General features: G+C 46.7%; 19 protein-coding genes and 1 riboswitch. Of the genes, 12 read left to right on the forward strand and 7 right to left on the reverse strand.

The window, feature by feature from the left end; all coding sequences use genetic code 11:
* Positions 1–55: 55 nt before the first annotated feature.
* Both P404_RS0105380 and P404_RS0105385 read left to right on the forward strand, forming a co-directional pair.
* Positions 56–784 (forward strand): TspO/MBR family protein, encoded by a 729-nt coding sequence (locus tag P404_RS0105380; RefSeq protein ID WP_014971290.1) that lies wholly within the window; start codon positions 56–58, stop codon positions 782–784.
* A gap of 50 nt (positions 785–834) precedes the next feature.
* Positions 835–1,182: an iron-sulfur cluster biosynthesis family protein gene (locus tag P404_RS0105385; RefSeq protein ID WP_014971291.1), complete on the forward strand. Its 348-nt coding sequence runs from the start codon at positions 835–837 to the stop codon at positions 1,180–1,182.
* A gap of 257 nt (positions 1,183–1,439) precedes the next feature.
* Here the strand turns inward: P404_RS0105385 and P404_RS0105390 are convergent, their stop codons facing one another.
* The 3 genes from P404_RS0105390 to P404_RS0105400 form a co-directional block, all read right to left on the reverse strand.
* Positions 1,440–3,482 (reverse strand): putative bifunctional diguanylate cyclase/phosphodiesterase, encoded by a 2,043-nt coding sequence (locus P404_RS0105390; protein ID WP_026830175.1) that lies wholly within the window; start codon positions 3,480–3,482, stop codon positions 1,440–1,442.
* Positions 3,483–3,658: 176 nt separating this feature from the next.
* Positions 3,659–4,411, reverse strand: a complete 753-nt coding sequence (locus tag P404_RS0105395) for an anti-sigma factor (RefSeq protein ID WP_026830176.1) — start codon at positions 4,409–4,411, stop codon at positions 3,659–3,661.
* Positions 4,411–4,956, reverse strand: coding sequence for an RNA polymerase sigma factor (locus P404_RS0105400; RefSeq protein ID WP_026830177.1), 546 nt, complete (start codon positions 4,954–4,956; stop codon positions 4,411–4,413). Before P404_RS0105400 ends, P404_RS0105395 begins: the two co-directional genes overlap by 1 nt.
* A 223-nt stretch (positions 4,957–5,179) precedes the next feature.
* On the opposite strand from P404_RS0105400, the gene P404_RS0105405 reads away from it, so the two are divergent.
* Positions 5,180–5,443 (forward strand): metal-sensitive transcriptional regulator, encoded by a 264-nt coding sequence (locus tag P404_RS0105405; RefSeq protein WP_026830178.1) that lies wholly within the window; start codon positions 5,180–5,182, stop codon positions 5,441–5,443.
* Between the two features lie 95 nt (positions 5,444–5,538).
* On the opposite strand, the gene P404_RS0105410 is transcribed toward P404_RS0105405, so the two are convergent.
* Positions 5,539–7,737, reverse strand: coding sequence for a phosphodiester glycosidase family protein (locus P404_RS0105410; protein ID WP_150111973.1), 2,199 nt, complete (start codon positions 7,735–7,737; stop codon positions 5,539–5,541).
* Positions 7,738–7,868: 131 nt separating this feature from the next.
* Here P404_RS0105410 and P404_RS0105415 point away from each other — a divergent pair, with 131 nt between their 5' ends.
* The 3 genes from P404_RS0105415 to P404_RS0105425 all read left to right on the forward strand — a co-directional run bounded on the left by P404_RS0105415 (position 7,869) and on the right by P404_RS0105425 (position 10,062).
* The gene (locus P404_RS0105415) at positions 7,869–8,393 is read left to right on the forward strand and encodes a YceI family protein (RefSeq protein WP_026830180.1); all 525 of its coding nucleotides are present in this window, start codon (positions 7,869–7,871) and stop codon (positions 8,391–8,393) included.
* A gap of 33 nt (positions 8,394–8,426) precedes the next feature.
* Positions 8,427–9,230, forward strand: coding sequence for an SMP-30/gluconolactonase/LRE family protein (locus tag P404_RS0105420; RefSeq protein ID WP_014971297.1), 804 nt, complete (start codon positions 8,427–8,429; stop codon positions 9,228–9,230).
* Positions 9,231–9,333: 103 nt separating this feature from the next.
* On the forward strand, positions 9,334–10,062 hold the full coding sequence (locus tag P404_RS0105425; protein ID WP_014971298.1) for an MBL fold metallo-hydrolase: 729 nt from the start codon (positions 9,334–9,336) through the stop codon (positions 10,060–10,062).
* Between the two features lie 85 nt (positions 10,063–10,147).
* Here the strand turns inward: P404_RS0105425 and P404_RS0105430 are convergent, their stop codons facing one another.
* Positions 10,148–11,761 carry an alpha-glucosidase gene (locus P404_RS0105430; RefSeq protein ID WP_026830181.1) on the reverse strand — a complete coding sequence of 538 codons (1,614 nt, stop codon included), beginning with the start codon at positions 11,759–11,761 and terminating at the stop codon, positions 10,148–10,150.
* 163 nt (positions 11,762–11,924) lie between these two features.
* On the opposite strand from P404_RS0105430, the gene P404_RS0105435 reads away from it, so the two are divergent.
* The 4 genes from P404_RS0105435 to P404_RS0105450 all read left to right on the forward strand — a co-directional run bounded on the left by P404_RS0105435 (position 11,925) and on the right by P404_RS0105450 (position 15,879).
* Positions 11,925–13,112, forward strand: coding sequence for an aminotransferase class I/II-fold pyridoxal phosphate-dependent enzyme (locus P404_RS0105435; protein WP_014971300.1), 1,188 nt, complete (start codon positions 11,925–11,927; stop codon positions 13,110–13,112).
* 62 nt (positions 13,113–13,174) lie between these two features.
* Positions 13,175–13,278, forward strand: a riboswitch (SAM riboswitch).
* Between the two features lie 82 nt (positions 13,279–13,360).
* Positions 13,361–14,374: a methionine ABC transporter ATP-binding protein gene (locus P404_RS0105440; protein ID WP_026830182.1), complete on the forward strand. Its 1,014-nt coding sequence runs from the start codon at positions 13,361–13,363 to the stop codon at positions 14,372–14,374.
* Positions 14,364–15,029 (forward strand): methionine ABC transporter permease, encoded by a 666-nt coding sequence (locus P404_RS0105445; RefSeq protein WP_026830183.1) that lies wholly within the window; start codon positions 14,364–14,366, stop codon positions 15,027–15,029. Before P404_RS0105440 ends, P404_RS0105445 begins: the two co-directional genes overlap by 11 nt.
* Positions 15,030–15,063: 34 nt before the next feature.
* Entirely contained in the window at positions 15,064–15,879 is an 816-nt protein-coding gene (locus P404_RS0105450; RefSeq protein WP_026830184.1) for a MetQ/NlpA family ABC transporter substrate-binding protein, read from the forward strand.
* A 338-nt stretch (positions 15,880–16,217) separates the two neighbouring features.
* On the opposite strand, the gene P404_RS0105455 is transcribed toward P404_RS0105450, so the two are convergent.
* A complete protein-coding gene (locus P404_RS0105455) occupies positions 16,218–17,096 on the reverse strand; it encodes a CAP domain-containing protein (RefSeq protein ID WP_026830185.1) in 879 nt (292 codons plus the stop codon).
* Positions 17,097–17,451: 355 nt separating this feature from the next.
* On the opposite strand from P404_RS0105455, the gene P404_RS0105460 reads away from it, so the two are divergent.
* Complete coding sequence (locus P404_RS0105460; protein WP_026830186.1) at positions 17,452–17,808, forward strand: hypothetical protein; 357 nt, start codon at positions 17,452–17,454, stop codon at positions 17,806–17,808.
* Positions 17,809–17,830: 22 nt separating this feature from the next.
* Here the strand turns inward: P404_RS0105460 and P404_RS0105465 are convergent, their stop codons facing one another.
* Positions 17,831–20,578, reverse strand: a complete 2,748-nt coding sequence (locus P404_RS0105465) for a chitobiase/beta-hexosaminidase C-terminal domain-containing protein (protein ID WP_026830187.1) — start codon at positions 20,576–20,578, stop codon at positions 17,831–17,833.
* Between the two features lie 759 nt (positions 20,579–21,337).
* Here P404_RS0105465 and P404_RS0105470 point away from each other — a divergent pair.
* Positions 21,338–23,371, forward strand: a complete 2,034-nt coding sequence (locus P404_RS0105470) for a thioredoxin domain-containing protein (protein ID WP_014971308.1) — start codon at positions 21,338–21,340, stop codon at positions 23,369–23,371.
* Positions 23,372–23,564 lie beyond the last annotated feature (193 nt).

Raw genomic sequence — 23,564 nt, forward strand, 5'->3', positions numbered from 1 at the left:
TAAAGAGTAACTAATCCGGGTAAACCTCCTTTAGAGATTAAAGGAGGTTTTTGACTTGAAAAACAAATGGATTTGGCTCAACTGGCTTGGTTTTGTCTTTACGATTGCGGTCAATGCGTTAGACGGTGGAAAAACAGGTCGTATCTCGGATACGATTTCAACCTTGTTCAAACCCGCAGGTTACGCCTTTTCGATTTGGGGATTGATTTATGCTGTTTTACTCGTCTGGTTAATCATGCAGACGATTCCGAAGTTCAAGGAACATGAGATCGCCAAAAAAATCGGACCCTGGTTCTTGATCAGCTGTCTCTTTAATGCGGCTTGGATTGTAACGTTCTCTTTCAAACTATTTCCATTGTCCGTCGTCGTCATCGTCGGTCTGTTACTTTCGTTGATCGTCATCTACTCGAAGATTGACCGCGAGACAAAAGCGTTACGTTTTAAATTACCGTTTTCGTTATATCTTGGTTGGGTGTCTGTTGCGACGATCGCCAACATCTTCTTGACGCTTGATACAGAAAACATCAACTCGTTGCTCGGCATCGGTGACGCCGGTTGGACGATGATCATGTTGGGTGTGGGTGTTATCGTCGCGTTATTGTTCATGTTCGCCAACCGCGATCCGATTTATCCACTCGTCTTCGTTTGGGCATACATCGCAATCAATTTCCAGTCCGATAACGGACTTGTCGATACAGTCGTGCTTGGAAGCGTCGTCGTCTTGCTTGCCGGATATGTCTTCCTGCTCGTTCGGATGCGTCGTCAAGTCCACGTGAGCAAGTAACGTTATTTCTCACTCATTTCGTCGTATACTGAACAAAAGGAGTGAATGTCATGCACATCACATTTACAGAAACCGCCCTCGATCGAATTGATCAGTTACGCGGTGACACAGCAGGTCAATTGCATCTTTATTACGATACTGAGGGCTGCGGTTGCGGGAACTCTGGTATCTTCAGCATACGTCTAGTACCAGCCGCAACAAGCGAAGATATGACGATCGACTCAAATGTTGGTCCCGTCCTCGTCAAACGATGGTCCAGTCATTTTCTCGATCAAGAGATGACCCTTGACTACAACGCTGAGAAAAAATCATTGATTCTAAAAAGTGACGGTCAATATTTCAATACGAACGTCCTTGTCACGGATCAAACCGGTTGCCAATTGACAGTCAATCGATAACCCCATACAAAAAAGGCAGCCTCCCTTGTGGAAGCTGCCTTTGTATTGTGATGGACAGACAGGTAGTGTGTCGAGTAGAAGGCGGAGTCGTCTATCTAAATGTACTGCGATTCTGTCTGCATCTTGCACAAGTCGAACAAATCCCTGCCCGGAATCTGTTCATGAAGCGATTGCGTCCCCCATGATCGCACGCATATTCCTTGCATGCTTATCTAGTATACGTAAAAAAGAGCGCACTGGATTTAAGCGATGTGTTCTCAAACGACATCCAGCACCGTTCGTTCGATCGTCTGCTGATCCAGATCCTTGACGTTGACCGGGCGGCTATAATAATACCCTTGACCATAATCACAGCCCAGCCGTTTCAGGAACTCGTGTTGTTCCAGCGTTTCGACACCTTCCGCGACCACTTCGATCCCAAGACTTTTCGCAAGCTGGATGATCATCTCCGTGATTGCTGTTCCTCGTTCGTCATGCGGCACTTCATCGATAAACGACTTGTCGATCTTCAAGATATCGATCGGCAGGTGCTTGAGGTGGGTCAGTGACGACAGACCAGTGCCAAAATCGTCCAGTGCAATCGTCAGACTTAACTGCTTCAACTCTCCGAGCATCAACAAGGCACGGTCGAGGTTCTCCATGACAGAGGTTTCCGTGATCTCGAGCTGTAACTGAAGTTCTCCCCCATTCTTTAACGAATGATGAACGATCTCCTTAATCATCAAGTTATGCGATTCGGACCGAAAATGCATCGCTGAGAGATTGACGGATACTTGACGGATGAAATGATTTTCTTCACGCCATAGTTCCATCTGATTCACGGTTTCTTGCAGCACCCATTGTGTCAGACGGTGAATGAGACTGTATTTTTCAGCAAGCGGAATGAACTCAGCAGGTGAAATGAACCCGAATTTCGGATGATTCCAATGAATCAGGACTTCCGCCTGTTCGACCTTTCCTGTCGCAAGAGCGATTTTCGGTTGATAGACCAGATTAAATTCCTTGAAATCCGTCATCGCCCGACGTAACGAACCGACGATTTGCTGTTCCCGGCGATCGGAATGGCGGGTTTCATCATAGATGACGAAGCGGTCCCGTCCTTCATTTTTCCCGGCACGTAACGCACTTTCCATCTGACCAATCCGCATCTCTAACGTATCGTCTACATTCGGAACGATGATGCCAATCGTCGCTGTCAGATGAATTTCTTGACCTTCCAGTACAATCGGCTGTCGAATCGCTTCGAGTACCTGCGTGAATGCTTCTTCTAACTGATCTGGAGGAATGTTTTTAATCAAGAAAAACTGGGTTCCGTTGTATCGAATACAAGCTTCATCCTCCCCCAGCAATCCTTTGATTCGGTCTGCGAATTGGCGAATCACCGTATCCCCTTGATCGAATCCAAATGTATCATTAATCCATTTGTACCCATCCAAATCAAGTAACGCCATCGTCATGTGTTGTTTGGTCCGGCTATACTGGGCATCAACTTTTTCCATATGATAATCGAGCCAACGGCGATTATGCAATCCCGTTAAATGATCCGTGTAGGCCATCATCTGCAAGGCACGTCGTTCGAGGTGAATATAGAGACCGACGATCAAAATGATGATGAAGAAGACGGGAATCGCGACGTCACCTAAAATATTCGATGTGACCGGGCGGTCCGCAATCTCAAGTGCCGACGACTCTGGGATACAAAACGTCGTTCCTAACATGCCGACATAGTGCATCGTCGAGATCGCAAATCCCATCAACACCGCAACGGGAATCAGGATCCGTTTTTTATTGACGTGACGTGTCATGTACAGAAGCAGCAAGGCGACATACGCCACTGTGACGGCAATCAGGATCGATAAGGTGAACAATGCCGCATCATACCGGATATCTCCGTTAAACTGTACCGCCATCATGCCTAAATAATGCATCATCGCAATCCCGATTCCGACCAATGTGCCTGCGACGATGACTTTCTGACGCGTCAATTCCGAATAATATAATAAATAAAACGCAATCCAGGCTGCCGTGACAGCAGGAACGATGGATAAAAACATCAAGACCCAGTCATAACTGACCGGTACAGCTAATTCAAACGCCCCCATCCCGACGAAATGCATGCCCCAAATGGACAGTCCCATCGTGATGGATGACAAAAATAGAGCTCGTTTTTTTAAAGAGACCGCTTTTGCGAGTCGACGATTTAATTCAAGTGAGGCATAGGATCCGACGATGGCGACGATGACCGATAGGATGACCAATGTCTCTTCATAGTGTTTCGTTAAGATGATCCATTCATTCATGGTAAGTGCCTCTCTTTTGGACTGACATTCCTATTAGTATCGTCTACTTCCCCTCATTTCTTCAGTCTTCTCATGAAATTTCGTAAGAATGGGTCTGTTTTTTCTAAAATAGAAGATTAAACTCAAGAAAGACAAAAAAAGATGCCGGGATTCCGGCATCTGACTATCGTATCGATTTATAGAGCAACGGACGCGACGACTTCGCCGGTCGGCTTTTCTAGATCTGGTTCTGGTTCGACGGTGATGGCGACGGCATCAATCGTTCCGTCTCCTTTTAGCGGGAAGACCGCTGCTGCTTCTCCGTCTTTTTCGATGACACCGTTCGCGCGTGGTGTATCTCCTTGAATCGTCCACAGCTGGTACAATTCACCTTCTTTTAGCGGTGGCAAATCTTTTAGTTGGACGAGCATGTATTCTTTTTCGTCTTTCGTGAAAATCATGCTCGATCCTTTAATGGATGCCGTACTTTCAAAGTTTCCCATTCCTTTGACTTCGTCCATCGCGAATTCTTCTGTCGGAGAAGGGTCCTCCTGTGACAGGAAGTACGCGTTGGCACCAAGCGACAGGATTAAGGCCGCTGCGATACTCATCAACCAACCCAGTGGGACCGCACGTTTTTTCTGTTTTTGCGTCCGAGCCGATTCCAGCTCAGACACTTGGGGGTTTTCCTTGCGCGCTGATTCTGCAGAAGCAGGTGTCATCGGTTCATTCGTTGATCCGAGAACCTCCCCAAGGATTCTTGATTTCATGCCTGTCGGTATCGGTCGTTCCGGAAGTGATTCCGCGATGGGCAGCATCAATTCTTGCATCTCTTGAAGCGTCTGTTTGCAATCGTCACAAGTCGCCAAGTGTGCTTCGAACGCGTCGCGATTGGTAGCCGATAATGTTCCGTTGAAGTAGTCAATTAAATCATGACAACGTTCTTCCATCAACGTTCCCTCCCGTCTAATAATTTCCGAAGTGCCTGAATTGCACTCCTGATTCTTGTTTTTACCGTTCCGAGCGGTAATTTCAATTGATCTGAAATTTGTTGTTGCGTTAACCCTGTAAAATAAACGAGTTCAATTAACTCTTGTTGATCTGGTTTCAATTCACTGACGGCATCTCGGACTTCAGATGCGGTTTCACGCTGGATGACCGTTCGTTCGACTGGTTCATCGTATCCGCCGTCGCGCTCTTCGACTTCAATCGTCGGCTGTCGTTTTTCACGTCTTAAACAGTCCAGCGCGGCGTTGCGGGTAATCGTTAATATCCAAGAGGAGAATTTCCCTTTATCGGTATTAAAGTCGACCCGTCCATTCCATATCTTCATCCAGACTTCCTGAATGACTTCTTCTGATAATCGATCATTGTTCGTAAAGCGATGAGCGAATGAGAACAATAGCCTTTCGTACTTTTCGTACAGCACTTCGAGAGCTTGTTCATCTCCACTGCGCATCTGATGATAAAGCGATTCATCGGATTGAGTATGCATCCTTCTCCTCCTTGTGATCAGTCAGCCTTATCATATAGTATACGCAAGCTGACGCAAAATCGTTTTAGTTTTAGTTTTTTCTCAATTTTTGTCCACCACATCCATATTCCCTATTCTACTAAAAAATATAGCTCGAAAGCGGCTAGATTGACAATAATACCGTGATGGGCATAGCATAAAGGTATCGAATAGACGGATTGCATCTTAGAATGGAGGAAAATGAATGGATTACGATCGTAAAATGAAAAATCGGGTCAGTCGGATCGAAGGACAACTCCGTGGTATTTTACGGATGATGGAAGAAGGACAGGATTGCCGGGACGTCATCACGCAATTGTCGGCGACTCGTTCTGCCATCGACCGGACGATTGGTGTCGTCGTCAGCTCGAACTTGATTGAATGCGTGAAAGAAGCCGAACAGTCCGGTGAAGGTGATACCGAAGAATTGGTCAAGGAAGCGGTAAATCTGTTAGTAAAAAGCCGCTGAAAAAAATAGAGGTTTTCCCTCAAAAAAAGCTGTTCCGATCATAAGTCGGAGCAGCTTTTGTTTAATATTAGTATAACACTTCATACTGTGTATGTTTAGCGCCATGCCTTCAATTGATCGAGATACACTTTACTTTTTTGCACCGTTCCTTTTTTCTTTACGTCCGTTTCTACAAAATACAGCGATTGTATCTGAATTGGGGCAGGCCATGTCGGATCCAGCTTTGCTTGAACAGTTTTGAACCCTGTCCAGTCGACCCGTTTCACGAAATCGACCGTATGACTTCGTCCTCCCGCATCCTTCAACTGCGCACGTAACCATGGTGCTTTCTGATCACCATATACATCAAGGGACAATCTTGTTGCAGGCGAAGTAATCTTCCACTTCGCGTTCGTGATATACATGGCTCCATTTTGCTTGGACCAACCGGAATAGTTGTATGTCAGCTTAAGCGCTGACCGACCTGCTGACTTTTGCTCTGTACTTAACATTGTCGAATAACTGGATACATAGGGCGATTTCGATAGATAGACGCCGCTTTCAAAGGAATCAATCACCGTTGATTGATTCGTAGAAGTTGTCGGTGCCGTCACAGTAATCGGAAGTGATACCATTTGTCCGCCTGCTGATAATGTAAGTACGGTTTTCCCAGGTTTCTTAGCTGTCAAAACATCATTAGAAATCGTGCTGATTGGTTGTTTCAGCTGATATTTCTTTTCATTTAATGGAATCGTGACTTTCCGGCCATTCAACCATCCATCACTCGTCAAGCGGACCTTCTGACCGACTTTTAGAAGTAGGGGTTTTCCGCCGTTAAAGGTCATTCCTGATAAACGGTTCGTGATATTGATCGTGACCGACCGTTTGATTTGATCAACCGCCAATTGTCCTGTCCACTTTCCGGGTTGAAGTGGCGCTTTTACAGTCATCCCGCTAACACCTGTACCGGATAATATTATTTTCTTCTGATTCACATCAATTGGTTGACTGTTTCTGTCGGTCAACTTGATGGTCAACTGACGCGTTTCACCCACATACAACTCCGGTTGCTCAGGAATAATCATATAGGCGACTTTTTTTTCCGGAACATAGCGTGTTGAAACGATTAAACTGTTTGTGATGGATCGACTTCTTCCATCTGCCGGAACGTTTACTGTTCGAACCGGAAACTCACCGGCCCGTCGGACCACCATCTCCGTCGATCCGCCTCCATCAAATGCTAACGCTGAAACAGCACCTAACTGCTTCATCCGCGCAACTGCTTCGAGCATCGTGAATCCTTTTGATGTCGTTCTTCCTTGGTCCACTGTTACGATATGAACCGTTTGATCCGCTGTCACACCAATCAATGTCCGTGCCTTTCGGACAATCATCAAGAAACGATCATGATTTTCAGAAAGTGCATTCAGATCTAGACCAATTCCTTCTTTGACAAGCCAGTTGTATCCGGAAACGGCCTCCTCAATGTCATTTCTTACTTGTAGATTTGACATTTGAATGAGATTGAACTGAGTCGTCACATGCTTTTCTTTCACCAAGTCGAGTAACGGTTTCTTTTGTTTACCGAACGCCACCAATACGACTCCATCTGCCGGAATCGATATATTCGATCGAAAAGTCGTTTCTGCCCGATCTACTGTCCACGAATAGCGTTGTCCTAATTTAAAGGCTCTAACCGAACTTCCCTTCATCGTCACGATTGCCACTTCTTTTTTCATCGCATCCGATAATCCCACGAAATTGATTTTTTTAGATACATGGTGGGCATTTGTAAAAATACCAATTCGATTATCCAGATTTTCATTTCGGTTAACAGAATGAATTGTCAGGGACCGTGCTGAAGACTTTAATGTTCCGACAACGCCATAAGAACCGATTTCCGGTTTTCCTTGTCCATTTATGACAAACGAAGGAAATTTAAGTGCAGACTCTTTGACACTATGGCTGACGAGTACTGCATTCTGCTGGATTTGTAAGCCAATTGGTAAACCACTTGCAACTTTGTACATATCAGCATTAACGGCAGCAACTACACGATTTCCGGATGCAGTAGATCGACTTACTTGAGAAGGCAGTGATTCGGTGGCTAGTACATGATCACGCCCTTTCATCGTCGCAAAGCGATTACCTAACCCCGGTGCTACCGTAATTTGTTGAATCGTCTGTGGAATACCTGACGTATTTTCTTGTTTCGTCGTATAGTCGACACCTCTAGAAATCGTCTCAGCATGTGTTTTTTCTTGCTGAATCGTTACACCTAGCAACAATATAAAAATACATAATTTAGTTTTCACAAAACACCTCCATCATACATTATGACTTTTTAAGTAAAAAAATGACATATTTAATTTAATGTTTTGTTTTTAAGATAAAAAGGAACTATTAAATGCGTACCTGAAGTGAATCGAACGAGGAGGAATCGAACATGACCACCTATCAGCTCGATCAAGACCACAGCTCCATCACGTTCACAGTCAAACATATGATGATTTCAAAGGTAAAAGGTGAATTCCGTGATTTTACGTTTGATGTCAGCGGTGAAGCCCATGATTTAGAAAATGCATCTGCCGTCGTGACGATTCCCGTCGCAACGATTGACACACGAAGTAACGATCGGGACACCCATTTGAAATCAGCTGACTTTTTTGATGTCGAACAGTATCCGAACATTACTTACCGCGTGACATCGTTTAAAAAACACGCGGGTGACGAATACGAAGTAACCGGTGATTTGACGATTAAGGACGTGACGCGGACAGAAACGTTTAAGGTCGAGTATGAAGGCAGTGGTGTCGATCCTTGGGGAAATACACGGTCCGGCTTTGAAGTAGATGGGAAAATCAAACGTGAAGATTACAGCTTGACGTGGAACGTTGCGCTTGAAGCCGGTGGTGTCCTAGTCGGTAGTGACGTCAAGTTCCAGTTGCATCTCGAATTCATTCACGCTTAATCAGAGGTAACAGCACTTGAAGGGGGAAATGAAATGACAGTATCGCTCTTTATCGATGTCTCATGTAAGACAGGTGAATCACCGGTCTATGATGAAAAAACAAAACGATTTTATTTCGTTGATATTCCGAATCAACTCTTCTTTTCATATGACTTAACGACAGAAGCACTAAAACCGTATCAATTACCAAGTGCAATCACATCAATTGCTTTGACGGATGCCCCTGATTTCCTTCGGGTCACATCTGCCCACGGCTTCGGTACATTTGATTTAAAAGAAGGGCATCTTTCGCTTGAAACGAAATTGACACTTCCTGACTCCGACCGAATGAATGACGGGAAACTTGATCCGTCTGGTCAATATGTAGCCGGTAGTATCAATGAAGAAGACGGTGAGACCGCTTCGCTTTATCGGTTGCGTCATGACGGTTCAGTCGATGTCCTACTCGAGAACCTCACGAATTCAAATGGTCTCGTCTGGTCGGATGACGGAAAGACGTTTTATCATATCGATACACCGACTAAAAAAGTCTACGCCTTTGATTATGCAGCGGATCAACCGTTAACGAATCGTCGTGTTGCGATCGATTTGGAAGAGGAAGACGGATTCCCGGACGGTATGACAAAAGACACGGACGGTCACGTCTTCATCGCCCATTATGCAGGCTCATGCCTGACACGTTGGAATCTTGAAACAGGCGAAAAGCTCGACCATGTAGAATTTCCTGTTTCCAATCCGACATGTCCGATTTTGTATGAAGACCGTTTGCTCGTTACGACGGCCGCAGACGGTGACGACTCGGAACATGCTGGTGCAGTTTTTGAAGTCACATACTGACCATTTTTTACTCCCTCATCAGGGAGTTTTTTTTGTGGACGGCTGTATCAAAACAGGCGATACTGAAAAAGAAGCGAATACTTTGACGAGGGAGTGTAACTGGATGCATATTTCAACGATCGAACGACTTCATCAACTGCAAACGACCCCGTCCTTTTTCCCGGTCAACTGTTACTTATTTGAAGAGGCAGACAGCTTAACCTTGATTGACACGGGAATCTCACTGAATGCAAAAGCGATTTATTCCGTCATCAAATCTTTTGATAAACCGTTACAGTCCATCATTTTGACGCATGCGCATGCGGATCACGTCGGTTCTCTGGATTTCTTAGCGAGTGCGTTCCCGCTCGCTGAAGTCTCGATCAGCTACCGGGATGCCGCCCTGCTCAGTGGTGACGACTCCTTACGCGAAGGCGAAACGACGCCTCTTAAAGGCGGTATTCCGAAAAACATCAAAACGCGTCCTGACCGTTTACTTGAGAGCGGTCAACAGATCGGCAGTTTAAGTATCATCGCGTCACCCGGTCATACGCCCGGCTCGATTTCCCTTTGGCATGAAGGCAGTCGGACACTGATTGCGGGGGATGCCTTTCAGACACAAGGTGGCTTAGCCGTATCCGGCGATACACGCTGGCAGTTCCCCTTCCCGTCTCTTGCGACATGGGATAAGGAAGTGGCACTTCAGTCTGCCCATCAGCTGACCGAATTAACACCTGACGTGTTAGCGGTCGGACACGGTCCGCTCGTCATCGCGCCGAGCTTTGATATGCGACAAGCCGTTGATCGGTTCGAACAGCTGTTGTCTTCAAAAAAACGAAATGGCTATGCCTGACAAATGTCCACAAAAAAACCGGACCCTTTCCCTGCTGATCGAGTTACGATCAGGAGCAGAACAGGTCCGTTTTTTTGTATATGCCTTAATGTACTTTGTATTGGTACAGACGTGCTTCGTACGGCGCGAACTGCTTGTGATCGTGCACTTCATGGTTCGTTAGCAGTAACTGTTCTTCCGGTAAAGCAAACGTCGTCGTGACCGGTTCATCATGGACATTTAAAATCACACGCCATGTCACACCGTCGAGTTCCCGCTCATAAACATACAAATACGGATCTTGAATCGCTAAATCACGATAGACACCGTAGACCATGACAGGATGTGTTTTCCGCAAGGCAATCAGGATGCGGTAAAAGGCGAGAACTGAGTTTTGATCTTGTTCCGCTGCCTCCACATTGATGTCGAGGTAGTTCGGATTGACCGTCATCCAAGGATTGGTAGACTCCGTAAACCCTGCTGATTGGCGTGCACTCCATTGCATCGGTGTCCGTGAATTATCCCGTGCCCGCATCTGCATCGAAGACAGGACCGTACCGGGCGATTCTCCAGCTGCAATGCGTTCTGCGTATTGATTCCGAAACGCCACGTCCTGATAGGCGTCTGGATCAGAAAATCGGATACCGGTCATCCCGATTTCTTCGCCTTGATAGATGTACGGGATACCGGGTAACGTGTGCAACATCAGTCCTAGTAACTTCGCACTTTCAATCCGATACCGTTCGCTCCCGAACCGCGTCACCTGACGGGTATGGTCATGATTGTTCAGGAACTGGGATGCTACACCGTGCGGATACAACGCTTCATACCATTGTTTTTGAATTTGTTTAAACCGCGGTAAGTCCATCGTCTCCATGTCATCCGCCACTTCGAAATGAAACAGTGTCCGTAGTTCGTTCCGGTCTTCCCCGACATACAGTAAACCATCTTCCGGTCCGACGAATGGAATCTCACCGACCGTAAAGAGATCCGTTCCGGCAAGGACTTCTTGGTGCATTTCTTGTAAAAAGTCATGGACACCCGGCTGATTGCCTAAGTAAGACAAATCGAGTGGATTTTCCACATCATCAAACGTCGCTCGTTTCTTAATCAAATTGATGACGTCCATCCGGAAGCCATCGATCCCTTTGTCTGTCCACCAACGCATCATCGTATAGATGGCTTGGCGCACGTCTCGGTTCTCCCAGTTCAAGTCCGGCTGTTCGGAGGCAAACGAATGGAAATAATATTGCGCGCGCGTCTCATCCCACGTCCAGGGGCTCGGTGCAAAATAGGAGCGCCAGTTATTCGGAGGTGTCCCTTTTACCCCGTCCTGCCAAATGTACCAGTCCGCCTTTTCGCTCGACTTGCTACTTCGCGACTCCTCGAACCAAGCGTGTTGGTCACTCGTATGGTTGACGACGAGATCAAGAATCAGTTTTAAGCCCCGCTCATGGGCTGCCGCAATCAATTCCTCCAAATCGGACAGCGTGCCCGCCTTTTCCATGATCGTGTAATAGTCGGAAATATCGTATCCGTTATCGACATCGGGTGATGTATAACAGGGGTTCAACCAAATGACATCCACACCGAGCGACGCGATGTAATCCAACTTTTCGATTACTCCCTGCAAATCCCCCATCCCGTCTCCGTTCGAGTCCTTAAAACTGCGCCAATACACTTGATAGATAACGGCTTCTTTCCACCAGGCTTGGTTCACTCGCTCATCTCCTTCGTTAGACAGATCCGTTCCTGTTTAGTGTATCAAAAAGAATCAGACCATCGGTTATTTTTACCAATTATCAACGATTATTAAAAAACTCTTTTATTTTTTCTGAAAATTCGTTATCCTTGACGACAATACCTAACAAGGAGGAACACAGATGAAACACTTCGCCCCATCGATTGCGATTGATCGTTTGCCCGCTCCGGTCTTTGCCGAACTCGCCCAGCGGATCGGTGCCGTCAAAGCCGCTGGTCATGACGTCATTACGCTTGGTCAAGGAACACCGGACCAAACGACACCTGTACATATTCTAGATGCCTTGAAAGAGGCGATTGACGACTCGACCAACCTACAGTATCCCCCATTTCGTGGACATGATTTCTTAAAGCAGGCCGTTGCCGACTTTTATCAAAAAGAATTTGGTGTATCGGTCGATCCCGCTTCTGAAGTCGCCATTCTGCTCGGCAGCAAAGCCGGCATCGTCGCTTTGCCGCAAACGATCGTCAACCCCGGTGAAGGTGTCATCGTCCCGGATCCCGGTTACCCGGATTACTTGTCTGGTGCAGCACTGGCGGGTGCTTATCCGATCACGCTGCCGCTCCTTGCGGAAAATGCCTTCTTACCTGACTACAATCTACTCGATACGACGGACGTCGAACGCGCCCGGATGCTGTTCCTCAACTATCCAAGCAATCCGACCGGTGCGACGGCAACGGCAGAAGCGTTTGAGCAGACCGTCGCCTTCGCTGACGCCAACGACATCTGCGTCGTCCATGACTTAGCCTACGGCGGCATTAGCTTTGACGGTCCGACACGAAGCTTCCTCCAGACAGAGGGTGCAAAAAACGTCGGCATCGAACTGTTTTCGTTATCCAAACGCTTTAACATGTCCGGTTTCCGGATTGCCTTTGCGATCGGTAATCCATCCGTCATCGCAAGCATTGAAACGTACCAGGAACACTTATACGTCAGCGCCTTCACACCGATCCAACACGCAGCGACCGTCGCGCTTTCGAGTGACCAGACGTGCGTCCGTGAGCTGAGCGCCTTGTATGAAGCGCGCCGTGACGCCTTGTTTGGCCAACTCAAAGAAATCGGTTGGGAAGGTCCGGTCCCGGGTGGTTCGTTCTTCGTCTGGTTGCCGGTCCCATCCGCTTTCACCTCACAAAGCTTCACCGACCACTTACTGGACGAGGCGCATGTCGCGGTCACACCGGGACATTTCTTTGGTGAATACGGCGAAGGATATGTCCGGATCAGCTTGATTGCCGACGCCGAACGATTGGTCGAAGCCGTCCAACGGATTGGTCAATTACATCTGTTTTCAGAGACCGTTGCGGAATAATTCTGAAAAAACGTTTGACAGATGGGAATGATTTCCGTTAAAGTAAATCCCAACAGCATAACTACTTATCGAGAGCGACCGAGGGAATAGGCCCAACGACGTCCGGCAACCACCTTTAAGGAACGGTGCCACATCCTACAGAATGTTTCATTCTGAGAGATAAGTTACGAAATCTTACACTTCGTCGCTTTTTTCTGGTTGCTCTTAACTAGAAAAAGGCGATTTTTTTGTATAGGGAGGAAAGACAGATGATTGAATTCAAAGGAATCACCAAACGGTTTGTCCGGGACCGGACACCGATTTTCGCTCTACGTGATGTCAACTTAACGATTCAACAAGGTGAAATCTTTGGCATCATCGGCGAATCTGGTGCCGAAAAAAGTACATTACTCCGTTTAATCAACGGACTCGAAACACCGACCCAAGGGACGGTCAAAGTATCCGGTGTCAAACTGTCCGATTTATCCAAAGGTAGTCTAAGGGAGTTGCGCCTAAAGATCGGGATGATCTTTCAACATTTCCAATTGATTCAATCCCGGAACGTTTCCGACAACATCGCGTTCGCTTTAAAAGCAGCTGGCGTCAAACGCAGTGAGTTTCCAAACCGGATCAAGGAACTCGTCGCCCTTGTCGGACTGGAAGGATTCGAAACGAATTTCCCGAGCCAACTCAGTGGTGGTCAAAAGCAACGTGTCGGGATTGCGCGTGCGCTTGCCAACAATCCAAGTGTCCTGTTATGTGACGAGGCGACCTCGGCACTGGACCCTGTCACGACCTTACAAATTCTCGATCTCCTGAAGGACTTGAATGAACGGCTCGGCTTGACGATCATTTTGATCACCCACGAGATCGAAGTCGTCAAACAGATTTGCCATCGCGTTGCCGTCATGGCGCACGGTGAAGTCGTAGAGGTCGCAAGTACCTATGACATATTCAGTCAACCTGCACACGCGGTCACAAAACATTATGTCGATACGGCGTTGCAAATCGAGTTGCCGGAACGGATACTTCGGACGACACCGGGAAAAATCATCCGCCTGCAATTCACGGGTGAAAAGACCGGTGAAAGTACGTTGTCGGAAGCGATTAAACAGTTTGACATCTCCGTCAGCATCCTCCACGGCAAGGTCGATTATATCCAAAACGTCGCCTTCGGAGTCCTGATCGTCAGCCTGACCGGTCCGACGCTTCACGTGAATAAGGCCCTGACATGGCTTGAAGAACAACTCCACACACTTGAGGTGATCCAGGATGTGGCTTGAACGAATCGAAACCATGTTACCGGATCTTACAAAAGCTTTAGCCGAGACCGCCCTAATGGTCGGGATTTCACTGGGCTTCGCTCTCGTCGTCGGCATTCCACTCGGAATTTTACTTTTCATCACGGACCGGGGACTGTTTTTCCAAAACGTCTTCGTTCGAAGTATTTTGGACTTTTTCGTCAATATCGTTCGGTCGTTACCGTTCATCATCCTGCTCGTCGCGTTAATTCCACTGACACAACTGTTACTGGATAACACGATCGGACCGACAGCCGCTTCCGTCAGCCTGAGTGTTGCCGCCATCCCGTTCCTCGCCCGACTGGTCGAGACATCACTCCGTGAGATTCCACCGGGATTGATTGAGGCAGCCGAAGCTTGTGGGGCCACACCGTTCCGGATCATCATCAGTGCCCTGTTACCGGAAGCGCTTCCCGGGATTATCCAAGCCGTTACCTTGACGACAATCAGCTTGATCGGTTTTTCCGCCATGGCGGGTATCGTCGGTGGCGGTGGTGTCGGTGACCTTGCCATCCGCTTCGGTTATTACCGGTACGACAATGTCGTCATGATTGTGACGATCGTCGTCCTCGTCATCATTGTTCAAAGTATTCAAGGGCTCGGCAACGTACTCGCCCGCCGTGCTGATAAACGTTAACCACAAATAGAGAATCGTAAGGGAGAGAATGAATATGAAAAAACGTTATGCCTTTTTAGCAACAGGATTACTCGGAGCCGGCATTCTTGCCGGTTGTGGCGACAGCAGTGCCAAAGAAGAAAACAAATCCATTAAGATCGGAGCGACAAGCGGTCCTTACAGCGACATGGTGAAAGAAGCGATTCAGCCTGGTCTTGAAAAGAAAGGGTACGACGTTGAGATCGTTGAGTTCGGGGATTATATTCAACCGAACATCGCGCTTGGCAGCGGTGACATCGACGCCAACTTGTTCCAACATTCGATTTATCTGAAGACATTTGCGAAGGAAAAGAACCTCGATCTCAAAGGACTGATTACCGTCCCGACAGCTCCAATGGGACTATACAGCAAATCCTACAAGTCTCTTGATGATGTCAAAACGGGAGCGGAAGTCGCGACACCAAACGATCCGACGAACCAGGCCCGCGCACTGAACCTGCTGGCTGAACAAGGTTGGATTGAATTGAAAGCTGACACGGACCCGTTGACGGTTTCTGAAAAAGATATCGTCAAGAATCCGAAAAAACTTGTCATCAAACCGCTCGAAGCGGCCCAATTACCACGTGCCATTGATAGTGTCGATATCTCTGCCGTTCCAGGAAACTTTGCTTTAGCAGCGAAATTTGATTTACTCGATGCACTGGCACTTGAAAAAATGGATGAGCAGTATCGCAACCTGGTCGCCATCAAAACTTCTAATGAAGATAAACAACTGGCAAAAGACTTGACGGCTGTCGTCAAATCGGATGACTTTAATGCCGTCATTGAAAAGTCATTCAAAGGATTCAGTAAACCGGATTGGGTAAAATAATCTAAGTTTTCCGATCGATTCATGAACGCCTCATAAAAACCCTCTACATCTCTCCACGTCCTTTTTTCAAGGATGGAAATGATGGAGAGGGTTTTTGAGTGAAACAATTATCGTAAATCTGACGTCACGGCTTCCGCTCGACTTCTACGGGAAAAGGAAGCTTCGCTTCCGTCAGGAACAGGCGAGACCCGGTCATCGAACAGATGACCACGGCTTGCGTTCCGCCCGAGAAAAGCGAGTGGAAAAAGACGGGACAGCAAACAGGACAGTATTCTTCTCATCAAAAAAACCTCAATCCTGCTTTCGCAAAATTGAGGTTATGCTTACTATTTAGTGTTTCAAGGCGTTCGGAAATTAATCGTGAAGTACGGCGAGTTGTCACGGAACGATACACCGACATCCGCCTGTTTGAAGGTCTTGTTCATGATGTTGTCGCGGTGTCCTTTTGAATTCATCAAGCCCCAGTGTGCCGCAAAGACATTCGGATAGCCCATCGACAGATTTTCTCCAGCTGCCGAGAAGCGGATCCCTTTTTCTTTCATCCGTTTAAACGGGTCGCGTCCTTGTGGATCGGTATGGGAAAAGAAATTATTTTTCGCCATGTTCTCACTGTGGGCTCGTGTGACAGGTTTTAATGCATTATACGGTGTAAGGGCTCCGAGCTTATAATCGGCCCGGTCCCAGTTCATCAGACGCAACATCAACTTCTCATCGGTTGTCCGTAACGCACTGGAAGCCGTTCCATAGAAACCACTTTTCTTCGCTTCAACAACCTTTGGAATCGCAAGTGTCGCTTTGACCTTATTGCCGTCATGTTGGTCAAAGAAATACGTCACGTACCGGTCATTTTTTTCATAGACCGCCGCGTGATCGAGGTTCAACAAATAATTCGTATTCCCCTTCCGGTACGACTTGACGGCCTTCCAGCCTTTTTTCGCAAGCGTCGCTTCCGTATCTTTGTTCAAGACAGCCCCTTGCGTCGTCACACCGTTTTTCGAACGGTACTTTCCGTAATCCTTGCCGTCTTTCGTCAACGCCACGAACTCCTCTGTTGCCGTCCGCCTGACTTCCCAGTCATAACCCGGGTATTCACTTGTATATCGATCAATCAGCGTTCCTCCACTTTTCGGATACTCCGCTTCTGCTTGTTCCATCGGCGTGTTCTCATAACTAAAGAAAGCGACCGCTGCTACTCCGAGCACTAACCACTTTTTCATGTGTATTTCGCCTCCTCATGTGTCTCATTCCCCTAATTTTAAAAGAAATTCATCGTTTCGAACAGCGTGAGTCTCTATTTGGCATCAAATCACATGATTGCGTTTGTTTTTTCACAGATTCGACACATTCTTACCTTTTCGCCCAAAAGAGGTCTGACGTCTTTATTCATCACATTCTTATCTCATTATCATACATAAAATAAACTATTCTTTACCTGTTGTTAAAATGTGTGAAGATTCTTTTATTTTGTTTCAATGGAATTGTTGTTGCCGTTCCAGAAAAGCCTCGCTATCATTAAACTTCGTAAGGAAAAACAAACTCTGCCCTATACCATTAACTTCAAAGGAGTATGCCATGATTCTGCTTTATTTCATCTATGAATCGATCACGTTTCTGCCGATTCAACAATACTTGTTTTCCGGATGGTTGATTTTAGTCTTACTGACGGTATCCTTTAGTCTTGCCAATGCTCACGAAGAAGTCCATATCAGTCAGCGATTTGGTTTTGAACTTCTTGTACCAGGTGTCGGTCACTTATTGCGTAAACAATTCATTGCTGGCTTAGCCATCATTCTATTATTGATCATCATCCACTTCACTTATATGTTCCGTGTGATCCCTTTACACCTCGCTTTACTACTTACTCTTTCCATCAGTCTGCTGTCTTTTTTCTCACTTTTTATCCGAACAGACAAAAAAGCGGACAATTAAGTCCGCTTTTTTTATTTTGCTATTAGTATTTCGTTGTTTCTTTTAATTTATAACCATTTGATAATTCGAGCCAGATCGTTTTTCCTTTTTTCGTTTTCACTTGGATATACGGGCGACCCTGGGAGACACGTAATTCAAGTAGATCCCCTTGTTGATCGGCATGGGTTTCGCTCGCTTTATCCCACTTCCCAGCAAGTTGACGTTCAATGAAGATATGTTTTCCTTTTTGAACGGCACGCCATTTTCCAATTTCCGCTTTTCCGTTGACCGCAACAGCACTTTCCATCCCTTGAATCGAGATGATTGCCGGGTCATGGTCACTTGCACTACCGTCTGCTTCCATATAATCCGAGTTGATGTTGACGATATCAGAAGAGGTATACGGTTTTAGATTTTTTGAAATCAAGACGTGGTCGAGCACTTGGGCATTTCCGTTATAGATGTATGAATAACGTTCAGATTTTGGAAGGTCATCGACCGTGTTCCAGAGGTTGTCCCCTTTTAAGATATCAAGTGTTTTCGAGAACTGGAAGTCGTTTAAGTCACCGAGAACGACGACATTTGAATCTTTCACTTCTGTTTCGAGCTCATTGACGAAATCTTGAACGATTTTGGCAATCGCATGGCGCTGGACTTCACTCTTACGAACGACCGGTTGATTTTTACCGAAATCTGCTCCGTCGCCACCTTTTGAGTTAAAGTGGTTGGCGATGACGTGATATGACTCACCCTTGAAGATGAATTCTCCAACAAGTGGTTTCCGCGAACTCGCAAAGTTCGGATCCGTTGGCTGAATACGTCCCGGGTTTTTCGTCACTTTACCATTCTCAACCGCGACCGCTTCCGTTGCTGTCCCTTTTTCACCTGGCGCAAGTGAAACGCGTGCCGGGTTGTACAAGAAGCCAACACGAATGTTTCCACCTGGCTGTCCACCATCTTTTTTATCTTCCGGTGCGATATCCGTATACGCATAACGAACACCTGTCTTCGCTTCAATCGCGGCAATCAATGTCTCAAACGATTTTGATGCATCGACTGTCCCACTGTCTGTTGCTCCGTCGTTGTCTTGCATTTCCGTCAATCCGACGATATCCGGTGTTTTTAAGAAAGTCGCGATTCCTTCTGAAACACGGTCGACCTTCCCGGCATTTGCCGTCGAAGCAAAGTTCTCGACGTTATATGAGGCGACGGTCAGACGCGAGTCACCCGTTTCGATGTTCGTCGGTTGGCGATCGACTTCACTCGTAATCAATGTCGGTAAATCCACTGCTTTGGCAAGAACTTTGTAGGCCGAATAGTTGTAACTCATGACCCCTTCAATCGTCCCTTCAAAACGATCACCTGATTTGGCACGGTATGAGCTGCTTCCCATCTCGACGAACAGACGCTCCGGGTTGACGTTATCTGCCGTTAAGATAGGTGTTCCGCGTTTCGTGTAGTCCTTATTCGCCGTCTGTGTCCGGACTGGAATCGTCCGGTTCGCTTGTGGACCTGTGACGACCGCGTTCGGAAGTGCGACACGCATCCCTTCGACACTTTCATATAAATCGATTGCGTCTTCTGCTGGATCGAATTCGGCAAACGAATCATTATCGACGACTTGCGTCGGAATCAAGACACCATTTTCCCCGAGAACGACACTTGCTGGCAATCCTGTATTCAAGGCACCCTTGACGAGATTGACCGTACTGATTTCTGTAACGGCAAGATCCGTATCGAATTTGTCACTGTATCCGCCAAGCAGCCATTCCTTGACGTAACCTGTCGTTGCGACCGTTTGTCCGATGGCAGCACCATGGTTTTTCGCATAAACCAAGACACCTTCTGATGTTTTACTGTTGTTATCTGGATTCGGGTCTTGCATGTAGAAGTTGTTTGCATCGACGATATATGTGACGACACCTGTCGTCCGGACGAGTTGATCCGCGTATGGAGACGTATGGGCGACACCTTGAATACTGCTGATTTTTGTGATTGGCGGAGCGATGTAGTATTTGAATGTCGAGACGGCCGACGATTTGCCGTCTTTGATTGCGATTGCTTGAATCGTCAGTTCGTCATTGATCGTGATCGGACCTGAGTAAACCGGACTTTCTGCCGTTGGTGTCGAACCGTCGATCGTGTAGTGAATTTTTCCTTCACCTGTCAACGTGACCTGATCACCACGTTCGACTTCTCCGACCGGTGATGCTGTTGGTGCGACTAAGATGTCTCCTGCTTCAGCAGCATGTGTTCCGAGATCCGTCAGCGTATCGACCGGGAAGCTTGTCCACTGCGACGGTTCGTACGTTTTTGATCCTGATGTCACGTTCGTCTTCCGGACGAGTGTCGTATCTTTTGCAAAGTCGGTACTTGATCCGACCGGTCCGATGATGTCGAGGACGACATCGCCTTTTTTCAAGGCGACCGGATCATTTCCGTTAAAATTCAATGATCCTGTTGTTTGTTGTGCTTTCCCTTTGATGTCCGCATTCGCACTTGAGTTCGCGATGACAAACGTTTTGCCCGGATCAATCGTCCCTGAGAGCGTGATTTTTGCTTCCGTTGGTCCACCATTCGTATATTGAACAAGCGTGTAATCAGCTAAGTTGATGATTTGCCCCGAACCATTGTAAATCTCGATCGCTTTGTTGTTACTCGATCCTTCTATGTACTCGGACAAGATGACGCCTTCGCCTTCTGCCCCGACCGTGATTCCTGCTTGTGGAAGAATTCCTGCTGTTAACGCTCCGACCAATGCCCACTTCCCAAACGTACTGCCGTTCTTCATGATGTTGACCCCCTATGAATTTTCTGACACTTCTTTATATTATCAGATATATTTGCTAACAGTGTATGTTTTATGTAAAAAAAGACCCTAATATTCGTAAAAGAATTAATTGTTAACGCTTACAAAAAATAATCATTCGTCTTTACATATATCCTCACTCCTTTTGTTTGTTACAAGGATTAAAAAAAGACATAAAAAAAACGCCTTCTCAGCGTGTCTGTTTTTTTAGGTGTCATGAGAATCGAGGATACAGGTGATCAAAACACCTGAAACGACGAAAGCCCTACCTCTCTTTCGTTGTTACGGCTCCTTGGCCGCGCCAGCTGAATCAAGCGTTTTAGCAAGAATCAAGTTACGCCTTACGTTGCGTATTTACTGGGATTTTTAGAATTTCGCTCGGAATGAGCTGAAAAGTATCGAATGGAAGGTTTATCTTGCTGGGTCAACTTCTTCTAGATGAACAGAAGAAGGACAAAATAAAAGCGATGACTTATGTCTGACTCATTTGTCAGTAAGGTCTAAAAATCCTGACCTGATTATTAAATTGTGTATTTAGTGATGGATTCTCACATGAGTGATCATCCCCGATTCATGACAAAATTTATTATATCACATTTTATTTTATAAAGTCAATCTTTTTCTAGGAATATCTATTTTCACAAAAACGGTTCGACGTTGATTCGCCTTTAAAAAATCGGTATCGTTAAGTGAACGCTATTCCTAACGACATTATTATAGAAGAAAAGAGGTTTTAGAGAGATGGCGACGAACCGATTGATCCATGAAAAGAGTCCCTACTTGCTTCAACATGCTACGAATCCTGTTGACTGGTACCCGTGGGGAGAAGAAGCGTTCTCCCTCGCCCGAGCGACGAACAAACCGATCTTCTTATCGATTGGTTATTCGACCTGTCACTGGTGCCATGTCCTGGCGCATGAAAGTTTTGAGGATGAAGAGACGGCACGTATGCTCAACGAGCGTTTCGTCTCGATTAAAGTCGATCGTGAAGAACGTCCGGATATCGATCAGATTTACATGACGGCAGCACAACTGATGAACGGCCAAGGCGGTTGGCCCCTAAGCGTTTTTCTGTCACCTGATCAGACTCCGTTTTACATCGGGACCTATTTTCCGAAGACACCTCAATTCAACCGTCCCAGCTTTCGCCAGGTCATCTTGCAACTGAGTGAACATTACCGGACGGACCCGGAAAAAATCAAACGTGTTGGGAATGAACTCATTCAAGCATTGACGGATGTGACGTCCGCTGACACAACAGGTCAATTGGACGACACACTGATTCATGACACATTTGATCAAGCGATGCGTCAGTTTGATGTCCAGAATGGAGGATTTGGCGAAGCGCCGAAGTTCCCATCCCCATCACTGCTGACATTCCTGCTTGATTACTACCGGTTCGCAGAAGATGAAACGGCTTTGCAGATGGTCATGCGGACGCTGACGGCGATGCGCGATGGTGGAATCACCGATCAGATTGGTTTTGGTCTTTGTCGATACACAGTCGATGAACGATGGGACGTTCCGCACTTCGAAAAAATGCTGTATGACAATGCTTTATTCGCGACGTTATGCATCGAGACGTATCAAGTGTCCGGTCGTGAACGCTTCAAACAGTATGCGGAAGAAGTGTTTACGTACATCGAACGCGATTTGTTGTCTCCGGACGGTGCCTTTTACTCTGCAGAAGACGCGGACAGCGAAGGGCGTGAAGGGACGTTTTATACGTTCACCTATGACGAGCTCCTCGATGTCCTTGGCGAAGACGCCCTTTTCCCACGGTTTTATCAAGCTACGCCGCAAGGAAACTTCGACGGCCGGAATGTCTTTCGACGGACCAATCAATCCGTTCAACAATTTGCAGACGATAACGGACGGACCGTTCAGAAAACATTGTTCCAACTCGAACAAGAACGACAGACCTTACTCCATGTCCGCAGTCAACGCATCCGCCCATTTCGAGATGACAAAATCCTGACGGCTTGGAACGCCTTGATGATTTCCGCCTATGCGAAGGCGGGACGGGTGTTTGATGACCACCACTACACGGATGTCGCAATACGCGCTTTGACGTTCCTCGAGACCCATCTGATGGATGACGATCGGTTGCGCGTCCGTTATCGGGAAGGTCACATCCAAGGAAATGGGTTTCTGGACGACTACAGTTTTTTGACGGAAGCCTATCTGGAATTACATCAAACGACGCAACAGACCGTTTATATCCAGCAAGCACTCCGCCTGACGGATCGAATGATTCAGGACTTTGGTGATGAGCAGGGTAGCTTTTTCTTTACTTCTGTCGAGGAGGAGACGCTGCTCGTACGCCCAAAAGATATATATGACGGTGTGAAGCCGGCTGGAAACAGCACCGCTGTCTTGAATCTCATTCGTCTGTCACAGCTGACAGGGCGAACGGATTATCGCGAGTGTGCCCAGCACGTCTTTTCGGCACTTGCTTTGGAAGTCGCGTCACAGCCAACCGGTTTCGCAAGTTTATTAAGTGCCTATGTCCGGACCTGGTTAGAACCAAAAGAATTAATCATGTTGACGGATTCACTCGAAACGATTGGACCGTTCTTGGCAGACCTTCATAAACGACGTTTGCCGGAACTTTCGGTGCTCGCCGGCAAAAAAGAGACGCTTCTAAAAGTCGCCCCCTTTATCGCGGACTATGATCTCATCGATTCGCGCCCAACTGCTTATCTGTGCCAAGACTTTCAGTGTGAACGCCCGACAACGAACCTCTCGGAACTCCTCCATCAGATCATCGAATGATTCGATTCCCTTCTGTTTCCTGAAACAGAAGGGTTTTTCAAAAAACTAAACCCCTTTTTTCAAAAAAAATCTAAATATACTGTAGATAAATGTTTTATTGTCGATAGTAAGAATAGGCAAATTAATTTCACACCTCAGAATTGACATCCTAGAGCCCGATACGTCTTCGGACAAATTCTAACTAGGAGGATAC

The organism is Exiguobacterium antarcticum DSM 14480 (assembly GCF_000685865.1).
Taxonomy (GTDB): domain Bacteria; phylum Bacillota; class Bacilli; order Exiguobacteriales; family Exiguobacteriaceae; genus Exiguobacterium_A; species Exiguobacterium_A antarcticum.